Origin of the sequence: Marinobacter sp., from assembly GCF_034669625.1 — a bacterium.
Lineage (GTDB): Bacteria > Pseudomonadota > Gammaproteobacteria > Pseudomonadales > Oleiphilaceae > Marinobacter.
The window spans coordinates 1-12,340 of record NZ_JAXMOY010000022.1; the positions used below are offsets into that span (position 1 = coordinate 1).

The 12,340-nt window shown below is 52.8% G+C and carries 13 protein-coding genes; all 13 read left to right on the plus strand.

Annotated features, from left to right (window positions below):
- On the plus strand, window positions 1-1,617 hold a 1,617-nt coding region (locus VOI14_RS14385), incomplete at its 5' end, for a CTP synthase (RefSeq protein WP_323752736.1).
- A gap of 2 nt (window positions 1,618-1,619) precedes the next feature.
- Window positions 1,620-2,465, plus strand: coding sequence for a 3-deoxy-8-phosphooctulonate synthase (gene kdsA / locus VOI14_RS14390; RefSeq protein ID WP_323752737.1), 846 nt, complete (start codon window positions 1,620-1,622; stop codon window positions 2,463-2,465).
- 247 nt (window positions 2,466-2,712) lie between these two features.
- Window positions 2,713-4,008 carry a phosphopyruvate hydratase gene (eno, locus tag VOI14_RS14395; protein WP_323752738.1) on the plus strand — a complete coding sequence of 432 codons (1,296 nt, stop codon included), beginning with the start codon at window positions 2,713-2,715 and terminating at the stop codon, window positions 4,006-4,008.
- A gap of 196 nt (window positions 4,009-4,204) precedes the next feature.
- Window positions 4,205-4,477 carry a septum formation initiator family protein gene (locus tag VOI14_RS14400; RefSeq protein WP_323752739.1) on the plus strand — a complete coding sequence of 91 codons (273 nt, stop codon included), beginning with the start codon at window positions 4,205-4,207 and terminating at the stop codon, window positions 4,475-4,477.
- A gap of 151 nt (window positions 4,478-4,628) precedes the next feature.
- Window positions 4,629-5,330: a 2-C-methyl-D-erythritol 4-phosphate cytidylyltransferase gene (gene ispD, locus VOI14_RS14405; protein ID WP_323752740.1), complete on the plus strand. Its 702-nt coding sequence runs from the start codon at window positions 4,629-4,631 to the stop codon at window positions 5,328-5,330.
- 45 nt (window positions 5,331-5,375) lie between these two features.
- Window positions 5,376-5,855 carry a 2-C-methyl-D-erythritol 2,4-cyclodiphosphate synthase gene (ispF, locus tag VOI14_RS14410; RefSeq protein WP_323752741.1) on the plus strand — a complete coding sequence of 160 codons (480 nt, stop codon included), beginning with the start codon at window positions 5,376-5,378 and terminating at the stop codon, window positions 5,853-5,855.
- On the plus strand, window positions 5,852-6,910 hold the full coding sequence (gene truD / locus VOI14_RS14415; RefSeq protein WP_323752742.1) for a tRNA pseudouridine(13) synthase TruD: 1,059 nt from the start codon (window positions 5,852-5,854) through the stop codon (window positions 6,908-6,910). Before ispF ends, truD begins: the two co-directional genes overlap by 4 nt.
- A gap of 24 nt (window positions 6,911-6,934) precedes the next feature.
- The gene (gene surE, locus VOI14_RS14420; protein ID WP_323752743.1) at window positions 6,935-7,705 is read left to right on the plus strand and encodes a 5'/3'-nucleotidase SurE; all 771 of its coding nucleotides are present in this window, start codon (window positions 6,935-6,937) and stop codon (window positions 7,703-7,705) included.
- Window positions 7,702-8,358 (plus strand): protein-L-isoaspartate(D-aspartate) O-methyltransferase, encoded by a 657-nt coding sequence (locus tag VOI14_RS14425; RefSeq protein ID WP_323752744.1) that lies wholly within the window; start codon window positions 7,702-7,704, stop codon window positions 8,356-8,358. The genes surE and VOI14_RS14425 overlap by 4 nt, the downstream gene beginning before the upstream one ends.
- Complete coding sequence (locus tag VOI14_RS14430; protein WP_323752745.1) at window positions 8,358-9,323, plus strand: DUF368 domain-containing protein; 966 nt, start codon at window positions 8,358-8,360, stop codon at window positions 9,321-9,323. The genes VOI14_RS14425 and VOI14_RS14430 overlap by 1 nt, the downstream gene beginning before the upstream one ends.
- Before the next feature lie 284 nt (window positions 9,324-9,607).
- Window positions 9,608-10,399, plus strand: a complete 792-nt coding sequence (locus tag VOI14_RS14435) for a peptidoglycan DD-metalloendopeptidase family protein (RefSeq protein ID WP_323752746.1) — start codon at window positions 9,608-9,610, stop codon at window positions 10,397-10,399.
- Between the two features lie 171 nt (window positions 10,400-10,570).
- Window positions 10,571-11,566 carry an RNA polymerase sigma factor RpoS gene (gene rpoS, locus VOI14_RS14440; protein WP_323752747.1) on the plus strand — a complete coding sequence of 332 codons (996 nt, stop codon included), beginning with the start codon at window positions 10,571-10,573 and terminating at the stop codon, window positions 11,564-11,566.
- 196 nt (window positions 11,567-11,762) lie between these two features.
- Entirely contained in the window at window positions 11,763-12,338 is a 576-nt protein-coding gene (locus tag VOI14_RS14445) for a chalcone isomerase family protein (RefSeq protein ID WP_323752748.1), read from the plus strand.
- Window positions 12,339-12,340: the final 2 nt, after the last annotated feature.

Consider the following 12,340-nt stretch of genomic DNA (forward strand, 5'->3'; position numbering starts at 1 on the left):
ATTTTCGTCACCGGCGGTGTTGTGTCCTCTTTGGGCAAAGGTATTGCGTCTGCCTCATTGGCAGCCATCCTGGAGGCACGCGGCCTGAAGGTCACTATTCTCAAGCTGGACCCTTACATCAATGTGGATCCCGGCACCATGAGTCCGTTCCAGCACGGAGAGGTGTTTGTCACCGAAGACGGCGCTGAAACCGACCTTGACCTTGGCCACTATGAGCGTTTTATTCGTACGCCGATGAGCAAGCGGAACAACTTCACCACCGGTCGGGTGTATGAAGAAGTGATTCGCAAAGAGCGCCGAGGCGATTATTTAGGCGGTACGGTTCAGGTGATTCCGCACATCACCGATGAAATTAAGCGTCGTGTTATCGAAGGTGCTGCTGGTTCCGACGTGGCGATGATCGAAGTCGGTGGAACCGTGGGTGATATCGAATCCCTGCCATTCCTGGAAGCGTGCCGTCAGCTGAAAGTTGAAGTGGGTGCTCAGCGTGCTTTGTTCATGCACCTGACATTGGTGCCGTACATTGCGACTGCCGGTGAGATCAAAACCAAGCCGACTCAGCATTCCGTGAAAGAAATGCGTTCTATCGGACTACAGCCCGATATTCTGTTGTGCCGTTCCGAGCACGAAGTCGATGCCAGCTCTCGCCGCAAGATTGCTCTCTTCACTAACGTAGAAGAGCGCGCGGTTATCCCGATGCAGGATGCCAAATCCATCTACGCCATCCCGCGTATGCTGCATGAATACGGTTTGGATCAGCTGGTTATTGATCGTTTCAATCTCGATGCTCGCGAAGCAGATTTGGGTGAGTGGGACGAAGTTGTGGAATCTTTGATGAATCCGCAGCAAGAAGTCACCATTGCGATGGTTGGTAAGTACATGGAGCTTCTGGAGGCCTACAAGTCTCTGATTGAGTCCTTGTTGCACGCCGGCATCAAGACCCGCACCAAGGTCAACATCAATTACATCGATTCCGAAGACATCGAGCGTGACGGTACTCAGGTACTGGAATCCGCTGACGCGATTCTGGTCCCCGGTGGTTTTGGTGAGCGTGGCGTAGAAGGCAAGATTCGTACAGTCCAGTATGCCCGTGAAAACAAGGTTCCGTATCTGGGCATCTGTCTGGGTATGCAGGTCGCCGTTATCGAATACGCCCGTAACGTGGCTGGTTTGAAAGATGCGCACAGCACCGAGTTCCGTGAGCACTCTCCGGCCCCGGTTGTTGGTCTGATCACCGAGTGGCTGGACGCCAGCGGCAACACAGAAGAGCGTACTGAAGCTTCAGACTTGGGCGGCACCATGCGCTTGGGCGCTCAGGATTGCGTGTTGACCGACGGCTCTACTATTGCAGCCTGCTACGGCAAGAAAACCATCCGTGAACGTCATCGTCACCGTTATGAGGTTAACAACCACTATCTGCCGAAACTGGAAGAAGCCGGTTTGAGAATCTCTGGTCGTTCAACCGACGGTCGTTTGGTAGAAGTTGTGGAGGCTCCTGAACATCCGTGGTTTGTGGCGTGTCAGTTCCACCCGGAATTCACCTCAACGCCTCGCGATGGCCATCCGCTGTTCAAAGGCTTTGTTGAGGCAGCTTTGGCGAACAAAAAAGGATCGTAAGCATGGCCAAGAGCGTGGTTAATGTCGCTGGCATTGAAGTCGCTAACGAAAAGCCGTTTGTGCTTTTTGGTGGCATGAACGTACTGGAATCCCCTGAGTTGGCTATGGAGGTTGCTGAAGCCTACGTAGACGTTACCAGCAAACTGGGCATTCCCTACGTATTCAAGGCCTCTTTCGACAAGGCTAACCGCTCATCCGTGAATTCGTTCCGCGGCCCCGGCTTGGATAAAGGCCTGCAGATACTGGCGGACATCAAAAGCAAATTTGGTGTTCCTATTATCTCTGATGTCCACGAGCCGGCGCAGGCTGTACGTGCGGCAGAAGTGTGTGACATTATCCAACTGCCAGCTTTCTTGAGCCGTCAAACCGACCTGGTGGTTGCCATGGCAAAAACCGGCGCGGTGATTAACATCAAAAAAGCCCAGTTCCTCGCCCCTCAGGAGATGAAGCACATCATCACCAAGTGCGAAGAGGCGGGTAACGACAACATTATTCTGTGTGAGCGGGGCAGTAGCTTCGGTTACAACAACTTGGTTGTCGATATGTTGGGCTTTGGCATTATGAAGTCGATGAATGTCCCGGTGATGTTCGACGTGACTCATTCGCTACAGATGCCCGGTGGTCGAGCCGATTCGGCAGGTGGCCGTCGTGCTCAAGTGACCGACTTGGCTCTGGCCGGTATGTCTCAAGGGCTGGCGGGCTTGTTCCTCGAAGCGCACCCTGACCCTGATCAAGCCAAATGCGACGGCCCATGCGCTCTGCGTCTGAGCCAGCTGGAGCCGTTCCTTCAGCGGCTGAAAGCCGTAGACGATCTGGTTAAAAGTTTTAAACCTATAGACACCGCCTGATTGGCGGTGTCCGCAATTTGAAAGCCCGCATATTCCTGGCGTTATTACCACGAAGGCAGACTGCGGACTTGAAGAGCGAACGATTGGAAGGGCCTGGCGAAAATGTCGTAGGCCATGGCTGGCCGGAGAGCTGCGCACATAGATGTGCTCGTAGCGGTTTTCGCCAGGCCCTTCCAGTTGATCGCTTCAGCACCAAAATTGATAACCGGTACAGTATTTAGAAGATAAAATCTGGAGAAATTTTCGAATGACCAAGATTGCCAACATCAAAGCTCGTGAGGTTCTGGATTCACGCGGTAACCCTACCGTTGAAGCCGACGTGATTCTGGAAAATGGAACGCTGGGCCGTGCCTGCGCGCCATCCGGTGCTTCTACCGGTTCCCGCGAAGCGCTGGAGCTTCGTGATGGAGACAGCTCCCGCTACCTTGGTAAAGGTGTTCGCAAAGCGGTTGCAGCTATCAACGGCCAGATTCGTGACGCTCTGGTAGGAACAGTTGCAGCTGAGCAGCGTGCTCTGGACCAGATCATGCTTGATCTGGATGGTACTGAAAACAAAGCCAACCTGGGCGCAAACGCCATTCTGGCGGTGTCTTTGGCTGCGGCTAAAGCGGCTGCAACATCTCTGGGCAAGCCTCTGTACGAGCACATCGCGGATGTAAACGGCACGTCTGGCAAGTTCTCTATGCCGGTCCCGATGATGAATATCCTGAACGGTGGTGAGCACGCCGACAACAACGTCGACATTCAGGAATTCATGGTGCAGCCGGTTTCTGTAACCAGTTTTGCCGAAGCTCTGCGTGTGGGTGCTGAAATCTTCCATAGCCTCAAGAAGGTTCTGAAGGCTAAGGGCCTGAACACTGCCGTCGGTGACGAAGGTGGTTTTGCGCCGAACCTACCGTCCAACGAAGCCGCACTGGCTGCTATTCAGGAAGCGGTTGAGCAAGCCGGTTATGAGCTGGGTAAAGACGTTACCTTGGCTTTGGACTGTGCATCTTCTGAATTCTACAAAGACGGTCAATACCAGCTGACAGGTGAAGGCAAGAGCTTCGATTCCGAAGGCTTCGCGGATTATCTGGCCGGTTTGTGCGAGCGTTACCCGATCGTGTCCATCGAAGATGGTATGGACGAAAGCGACTGGGACGGCTGGAAGGTTCTGACCGACAAGTTGGGCAGCAAAGTTCAGTTGGTAGGTGATGATCTTTTCGTCACTAACACCAAGATCCTCAAGCAGGGTATTGAAATGGGTGTTGGTAACTCCATTCTGATCAAGTTCAACCAGATTGGTAGCCTGTCTGAAACTCTGGATGCTATCAAAATGGCCCAGGATGCTGGTTACACTGCGGTTATTTCGCATCGTTCCGGTGAGACAGAAGACACCACCATTGCCGATTTGGCGGTAGCGACCTGTGCTGGTCAGATCAAGACCGGTTCTTTGTGCCGTTCTGACCGTGTAGCTAAGTACAACCAGCTGCTGCGCATTGAAGATGATCTTGACGGCAAAGCGCCTTACCTCGGCCTGAGCGAAATCAAAGGGCAAGGCTAAACACTAGCCTGAGGTATACCTGATACGTTTATCCATCAGGTAACAAAATGTTAAGGCTATCGCGTTCTGGATGAAAATTCAGACACGATGGCCTTTTTTTCCAACTAGTTGGGACATTTTCTTGTTAATCTACCTGAGCGTCTATACTTAATCCCTGACGTTAATTTTAAACTGGTTATTTTCTGAGCTGATTTGCATGAAAACGCTTTGGGCTATTCTTGCTGTGCTGATTCTCCTGCTACAGGTTCGCCTGTGGGTCGGGGAGGGTAGCTTTGCGCAAGTTTGGGCGCTGGAGGAAGCGATTGGCAAGCAGCAGGCTGAGAATGCCGGGTTAGCGGCTCGGAATGATCGGCTTTATGCAGAGGTTCGTAACCTGCGGAATCAGCAGGGGGCTGTGGAAGAACGAGCCCGTATGAACTTGGGGCTTATTCGTGATGATGAGACCTTTTTCCTCGTTGTCGAAAAGTAGGTTGTAGTTTGGGTGTTTCGAGCGCCGGAGAGTGTCTCTCCGGGAACCGCTACGAGCACTTCCATGTGCGCTTCTCTCTGGCCATCCATGGCCTGCGACATTCCCGGAGAGACACTCCCCGACGCTCTTCTAACATTGTGCGGGTTTTCCCATGAAATATTCTGATCTTTGGCTTGTGGTTCCTGCAGCTGGTATCGGCCAGCGTATGAAAGCCGAATGTCCCAAGCAGTACCTGAAAATCTCTAATCGTTTTATCCTCGATATAACCCTGTCCCGTTTGCTGGATAACGCACCGTTTAAAGGCTGTATGGTGCCGCTGAATCCGCAGGATCAATGGTGGCCCGACAGTGAATCCTCTAAGGATAATCGTATCCAGACCTGCACCGGCGGAAAGGAACGGGCAGACTCTGTGCTTTCCGCGCTACATGCTCTGGATGAGCAGGCGGATGATAACGACTGGGTATTAGTGCACGATGCCGCGCGGCCATGTTTACATCCTCATGATCTATCCAATCTGATTGATACTCTTTTTGAGCATCCGGTAGGCGGACTGCTGTCGGCGCCAGTGGCGGATACGTTGAAGTTGGCCTGTAAGGGCGCAGAGCCTGAGGTGCAGGAAACGGTAGATCGTAGCCAACTATGGCGAGCGTTGACGCCTCAAATGTTTCGCTTCGGTGCTTTGAAGGCGGCGCTGGAATTGTGCCTCGAAAGTGGCCATGGCGTGACGGATGAGTCCTCTGCCATGGAGTTTTCCGGTAATATGCCTCTTTTGGTGGAAGGCCGGGCGGATAATCTGAAGATTACGGTGCCGTCGGATCTTGCCTTGGCCGAGTTCATTCTGAGCCGGCAGTAAGGTTTTCGCCTCCTCGTACATTCTTGTTTTGATTCGGAGATGACCATGCGTATTGGCCAGGGCTTTGATGTCCACGCCTTTTGTGAGGGCGATTTTGTCATTTTGGGTGGGATTAAGATTCCCTTCAGTCAGGGGCTGAAGGCGCACTCGGATGGTGACGTTCTTTTGCATGCGCTGGCGGACGCCCTGTTAGGTGCGGTCGCGTTGGGCGATATCGGTCATTTGTTTCCGGATACCAGTGATGAGTGGGCCGGGGCAGATAGTCGGGATTTGCTGCGAACGGTGATGCAGAGGGTTCAGGATGAGGGCTTTTCGGTGGTCAATGTGGATGCCACGATCATTGCGCAAGCGCCTAAGATGGCGCCTCATGTTGAAGCCATGCGGTTGAACATCGCTGCTGATCTGGGCGTGCCGGTTAATCGGGTGAGTGTAAAGGCTACAACCAGTGAGAAACTCGGATTCACCGGTCGAGGTGAGGGCATTGCCTGTCAGGCGGTGTGCTTGCTTGAGCCGGTGACACTGTGAGTCAGTCAGAGGTAGTAACTGCACGCTGGCGTCTTGATTGGCCCACCTCTTCGGGCACGCGACCCGCATTTGCTGCACTCAAGGTTTGCCCTGAAGATTTTCGGGTGACTGAGTATCTGTGGCCAGATTTTGAGGAGCCGCAGGCAGGTGACTCGGGCGCTGGTGAGCATTTGTGTGTTCGGCTGGAGAAAAAAGGTGATAACACCGAGTACGTTGCTCGTGAGCTGTCGCTCTTGGCAGGTACGAAAGCGTTCGAAGTGGGCTTTTGTGGTCTGAAAGATCGTCATGCGGTAACGGTGCAATGGTTCAGTTTGTACCGCCCCGGGATGGAGGCGGACGATGTCCAGTTACTGGCAGCCATTGCTCAACGTTGGCCCGTGTTGGCTCACCGGCGTCATGCCCGAAAGCTTCGCCGCGGAGAACATGAACATAATGGTTTTGAGCTAGTGCTGCGAGACGTTGCCGGCGAGCGCGTTCAGATTGACGCTGCGCTCGCGTTGTTAGCGGAACGTGGTGCGCCCAATTATTTTGGCCCTCAGCGGTTTGGACTGGGTGGTGGGAATCTGGAGAAGGCGGTCAACCTCGACCCTACTCGCTTGAATCGAAAGCGCGGCGGCCGCCGTGGCAGTGGCGGAAGTGCCTCGAAAAACGTATTGTACTTTTCGGCGGCACGTTCGTGGCTGTTCAATGAGGTGCTGGCGGAGCGTGTCAGTGCCGGTAACTGGTTTACGCTATTGCCCGGAGAGCCCGCTGAAGACGGCTATCCAACCGGGCCGCTTTGGGGTGATGGTGGTACTCACGCCACTGAAGAGCAGGAATTGCTGGAGCGGTCGGTCATAGCGAGGAGCCCGGAATTTGAACAGTTGTTTCTGAGTACTCGCATGAAGCCGGAACGTCGCACGTTGGTCACTCGGCCCGAACAGTTACGTTGGGAGTGGGTGGATGAAAAGACCCTGAGGCTGCACTTTTTGCTGCCACCGGGGCAGTATGCAACCACAGTGTTGGGTGACGTGTATGAGCTGCAGGACATGAGCCTCAGCCGTGATAATAAGTAATAAGCGAGCTAGCTGGAGATCACTTTGCGAATTCTACTGTCTAATGATGATGGCGTTCATTCGCCTGGCCTAGTGGCTCTGTATGAGGGGCTGCAGGGATTGGGTGAACTGGAGGTGGTTGCGCCGGATCGCGATCACAGTGGCGCTAGTAACTCCCTCACATTGAGTCGACCGTTGACGGTTGAAAAACATCCTAACGGTTTTCAATCTGTTGATGGCACACCTACGGATTGTGTCCATCTTGCAGTCAACGGCTTGTTCAACAAGCCTTTCGATCGTGTGGTTTCGGGAATCAATACGCACGCCAATCTCGGTGACGACATTATTTATTCCGGTACCGTGGCGGCAGCCACCGAAGGCCGGCATCTTGGGTTGCCCGCAATCGCCGTTTCGTTGGTGAATGAAGGGCGCTTCCATTACGACACAGCCGCACAGGTTGTGCGTCGTCTGCTTGAAAATCCTCGTACCTTGGCTCTCGGACCAAGGTCGATCCTCAATGTTAATGTTCCCGATGTACCGTGGGATGAGCTGACAGGATTTTGTATCACTCGTTTGGGGCATCGTGAACGCGCTGAAGGGGTTGTTCCTGTGACATGCCCGAGAGGTAAGCAGCGATACTGGATCGGGGCAGCTGGTCGTGGCGGTGATGCAGGGCCGGGAACTGACTTCTACGCAATCAGTCAAAAGTGTGTGTCGATTACTCCGGTGCATACCGATATGACGCGTCACGCAGCACTTCCTGAACTCAAAAACTGGCTGGATGGCATAGATGGAGTAGAGGTCGTAGATCAATGAATGCCCAGATTGAAGGTATTGGAATGACCTCCCGGCGCACCCGGATGCGCCTTGTACAGCGTTTGCGTGAATCGGGCATCGAGTCCGAGCGGGTATTGGACGTGATCGGCCAGATCCCACGACACATTTTCTTGGATGAGGCTCTGTCTCACCGAGCCTATGAAGATACGGCGCTACCCATCGGCTACAGCCAAACCCTTTCCCAGCCCTACATTGTTGCGCGTATGACAGAGCTGCTCCTCGCCCATGAACCGTCCAGAGTGCTGGAGCTTGGAACCGGATCGGGCTATCAGACCTCCGTTCTCTCGCAGCTATTCAAAGAGGTCTACAGTGTTGAGCGAATCCGGCCTCTGCAAGAGCGGGCACGGGATCGACTTCGCCAGTTGAACATCCGCAATGTCGTGCTCAAGCACGCGGATGGAGGTATGGGCTGGCCGGACCGTGGACCCTTTGATGGCATCATCGTCACGGCGGCGCCGGCAGATGTCCCTAAAGAATTGCTGGACCAGCTGGCGGATGGCGGCGTGTTGATTGCGCCAGTGGGCGAGGATAAGCAGGTATTGGTGGAAATTGTTCGCCAGGGCGATAGCTTTGAACGTCGTGAACTGGAACAGGTGAAATTTGTTCCCTTGTTGGGTGGGGTTGTTCGTTGATGTCCGATTCGAGTGTGAATGGGGAAAGCCGAAAGCACCATCCGGTCGGTATTTTTTTCAGAGGCATGGCTATGGGGGCGGCAGATATCGTCCCCGGCGTATCTGGCGGCACTATCGCCTTTATTACCGGTATCTACTTCCGGCTGCTGGAGGCCATCAGCGCCGCGCCGGTGGCATTTTTTCGGCAATTTATCCGTGGCGATTTCGTGGGTTTCTGGCGATCTATCGATGGCTTTTTCCTGGTCGCGTTGTTGGCGGGTATTCTGACCAGTATTGCCAGCCTTGCCTCACTTATTACCTGGCTGTTGGCTCAGCATCCCATTCTTATCTGGAGCTTTTTCTTCGGTTTGATCGTTGCGTCTGTATGGCATGTGGGGCAACAGATCAGAGACTATGCGTTTGGACTGTTAGTGCCTTTGTTTGTCGGTGCGATTTTCGCGTGGTGGGTAACCACATTGCCAGCCAGTGAAGTTGAACCCTCGGCCGTGGCGTTTTTAGGCGCAGGGGCGTTGGCCATCTGTGCCATGATTCTACCGGGCATCTCGGGCAGTTTTCTGCTACTGATCATTGGCATGTACGCTCCTGTCTTGTCTGCGATTAAAAGCGCTGCTATTGGGGATCTGGGCATGTTCATGGCAGGCTGTCTGATTGGTCTGTTGTCTGTGGCCCGCCTCATCACTCTGGCATTTAAGTATTTTCACGATGCCGTGCTGGCCTTGTTAACCGGATTTATGATTGGTGCTCTAGTGAAAGTGTGGCCATGGCAGGAAACGTTAAGCTGGCGCACTAGCAGCTCCGGGGAACAGGTGCCTTTGAGTCAGTTGCCAGTAGGCCCGGAGACCTGGGCTACACTATACGGGCAAGAGCCAATGGTGGGCCTCGCTGCGTTAATGGCGTGCTTCGGATTGTTGATCGTCGTGGGGTTGGAAATGATCGGTAGGAAACGTTCTGATTTTCAGGAATAAGTGGTCTGTTGGGTGAAATGTGTTACTTGGCGCACAAAAAACGTGTTCCGGAAGGTAACAAACCTGAGCCAGCAGTAACTTGGAATCACTGCTGAAACGTGCAATATATTAAAAGGTTAGTCCTGAAACATAAGAATGTGCGTGCAGCACGCCCAGTTTCTTAGATGGATTTATTATAATCAGGCGATGACTTATTTGTGATTTTTTTTAGCAGGCACAATCATTCAGCGGCACCAGACAGGAACCGGCCTCCAAGCGGCGGTTTAAGTTTTTGTCGTTCGCATGTGACTCGTCTGCTGACCGCTCTTAGCTTTTTCTTTTCTGTGATTTTTCTTTCCGGGTGTAATACCTCTGCAATCTACAACGACGATCGTTATAACCCACCGGTCTACTGGGGGAGCCACGTGGTTAAAAGTGGCGAAACCCTTTATGGCATTGCTTGGCGTTATGGTCGGGATTACCGGGAACTTGGTGATGCCAATGGCTTGAAGCCGCCCTGGAATATAAGGGCCGGTCAGGTATTACGGTTGGATCGAAAGGGACGGGTAAGGCAAACCGCAACCTCATCTAGCCAGACTGGGCAAAAGGCGGTGGCAAAACCGCCGGCATCGCGAACTTCAGCGAGTAAAGCGGAGCCGGTTAGGTCGGTATCAAAAGTGCCCCCGGTTCAAAGTTCCCGGTCGGAAGGAAGTCAGACCGTCGCTAATGTCAAATGGCGTTGGCCTCATGCTGGCACCGTAATTGCTTCATTCTCTACGTCGGGGAAAGTCAATAAAGGCATTGATATTGTTGGTCGACCCGGTGATGCTGTAAGAGCAGCCGCAGATGGAAGTGTGGTGTACGCAGGAGATGGTTTACTGGGTTACGGTAACCTGATCATCGTGAATCATAATGAGCACTATCTGAGCGCATACGCACATAACCGTAAGATTTTGGTGCAAGAAGGAGAGGGGGTAAAAGCCGGACAGGTAATTGCTGAACTTGGTAGTAGTGGAACGGAAAAACCGATATTGCATTTTGAGATCAGAAAAAATGGTAACCCGGTCGATCCTTCCAGATACCTGCCAAGGCGCTAAAAAAGGGTTCCCGAAGGGAGCCGGGATGTACCAAGAAGTAAAACAACAAAAACGGCAACGGAAATAGCCAATTAAAACGTTAATGTCCTGAATAGAAGCAAAACCGATGGGCCCGAGATAAAAAAAAGAAGTGCTGGGCAATCACAGGATTATTGAGAGGCGGGATGCATCATGTCACTTGAACAAGAAGACGTCATTGATCGCGTAGCAGAAGCAGACGAATTGGAAGAGCCGGTGTTGTCCGAAGGTAAGCCAGGCAAAGCGCCAGCTACCAAACCGGCAGCCGGCAAAGCAGATGACCTCACATATCGCGGGAAGTTTCTTTCCTCCCAGAAGCAGCTAGACGCAACGCAGCTGTACCTCAACGAAATTGGTTTTTCCCCCCTACTGACTCCAGAAGAAGAAGTGTACTTTGCACGCTTGGCCCGCAAGGGTGAGGAGTCGGGTCGCAAGCGAATGATTGAAAGTAACTTGCGGCTGGTGGTTAAAATTGCCCGGCGCTATGTCAATCGCGGGCTCACCCTCCTCGATTTGATCGAGGAAGGGAATCTGGGGCTCATCCGGGCTGTAGAAAAGTTCGATCCTGAGCGCGGATTCCGGTTTTCAACTTATGCAACCTGGTGGATTCGCCAAACGATCGAACGGGCTATCATGAACCAGACCCGCACGATTCGTTTGCCCATACATGTGGTCAAAGAGTTGAACCTGTACTTGCGTGCGGCGCGAGAGCTGACCCAAAAGCTTGACCACGAGCCGACCTCAGAAGACATTGCCCGGTTGGTTGATAAGCCCGTAAAAGACGTTAAACGCCTGTTGGGGCTTAACGAGCGGGTCGCTTCCATGGATACGCCACTGGGCGCGGGGAGTGATAAGTCCCTTCTGGACACCGTCGCGGATGAAGGCGCGTCGGATCCAGCAGATGTATTGCAAGACAATAATATGAGTTCTTGTCTGGAAAACTGGATAGATCAGCTGAGCGATAAACAGCAGGAAGTTTTGTCACGTCGATTTGGTTTACGCGGCTATCCGATCAGTACTCTGGAAGAAGTAGGGCAAGAGATCGGTCTGACACGGGAGCGTGTTCGTCAGATTCAAGTCGAAGCTCTTCGCCGTTTGAGGGAAATCCTTGAAAAAGAGGGCCTTTCTAGTAACCTATTGTTCGAATAGCTTTCGGTCGATCTAAGACGGTAAAAAACCGGCCATGGAAACATGGCCGGTTTTTCACTTTTGGTCGCCATCAAATGAGAACCAGGTGCCGATGACGGCTTCAGCTTCATTGCTAGAATGTGGTTTCGGTTGGAGGTCGGGAGCAGGCCTCGAAGCCAAAAACACGTTCGACAATAATGACTGAAAGGAAAGGACGATGAAGAAGACTCTTACAACAGGATTTGCATCTCTGCTTCTCGCTGGAGCATTAGTAACGCCTGTACACGCTCTTGAAGTGGCTGGCGTGGATGTTCCGGATACCTTCACAGGAGTGGGTCAGGAGCTTCAGTTGAATGGTGCAGGTACCCGGTCCAAATGGTTTATGGACCTTTATGTCGGCGGCCTTTACGTTCAGGATAAAGTCAGCGATGGCAATGCCGTTATCAATGCCGACGAGCCTCAAGCCATTGCCTTGCACATAACCTCAGGTATGATCACCAGCGATCGTATGACCGAAGCGACAATGGATGGCTTCAAGGCAGCAACAGAAGGCGATCTGTCGTCCATTCAGTCCGATGTTGACCAGTTCTTGGCTGTGTTCCAGGACGAAATTAAAGAAGGTGATGTGTTTGAGCTGGTGTACGTACCCAGCAATGGTGTGCAGGTGTTGAAAAACGGTGAACAGAAAGACACCGTGGGCGACCTGGAATTCAAGAAGGCGCTATTCGGCATTTGGTTATCAGACGATCCAGCTCAGGAAGACCTGAAAGCCAAGATGCTTGGTCAGAGCTAAGT

Excerpts from the sequence above, each read along its gene's own strand:
- kdsA (WP_323752737.1), top strand. The coding sequence starts at position 1,620 with ATGGCCAAGAGCGTGGTTAATGTCGCTGGCATTGAAGTCGCTAACGAA.
- eno (WP_323752738.1), top strand. The coding sequence starts at position 2,713 with ATGACCAAGATTGCCAACATCAAAGCTCGTGAGGTTCTGGATTCACGC.
- VOI14_RS14400 (WP_323752739.1), top strand. The coding sequence starts at position 4,205 with ATGAAAACGCTTTGGGCTATTCTTGCTGTGCTGATTCTCCTGCTACAG.
- ispD (WP_323752740.1), top strand. The coding sequence starts at position 4,629 with ATGAAATATTCTGATCTTTGGCTTGTGGTTCCTGCAGCTGGTATCGGC.
- ispF (WP_323752741.1), top strand. The coding sequence starts at position 5,376 with ATGCGTATTGGCCAGGGCTTTGATGTCCACGCCTTTTGTGAGGGCGAT.
- VOI14_RS14425 (WP_323752744.1), top strand. The coding sequence starts at position 7,702 with ATGAATGCCCAGATTGAAGGTATTGGAATGACCTCCCGGCGCACCCGG.
- VOI14_RS14430 (WP_323752745.1), top strand. The coding sequence starts at position 8,358 with ATGTCCGATTCGAGTGTGAATGGGGAAAGCCGAAAGCACCATCCGGTC.
- rpoS (WP_323752747.1), top strand. The coding sequence starts at position 10,571 with ATGTCACTTGAACAAGAAGACGTCATTGATCGCGTAGCAGAAGCAGAC.
- VOI14_RS14445 (WP_323752748.1), top strand. The coding sequence starts at position 11,763 with ATGAAGAAGACTCTTACAACAGGATTTGCATCTCTGCTTCTCGCTGGA.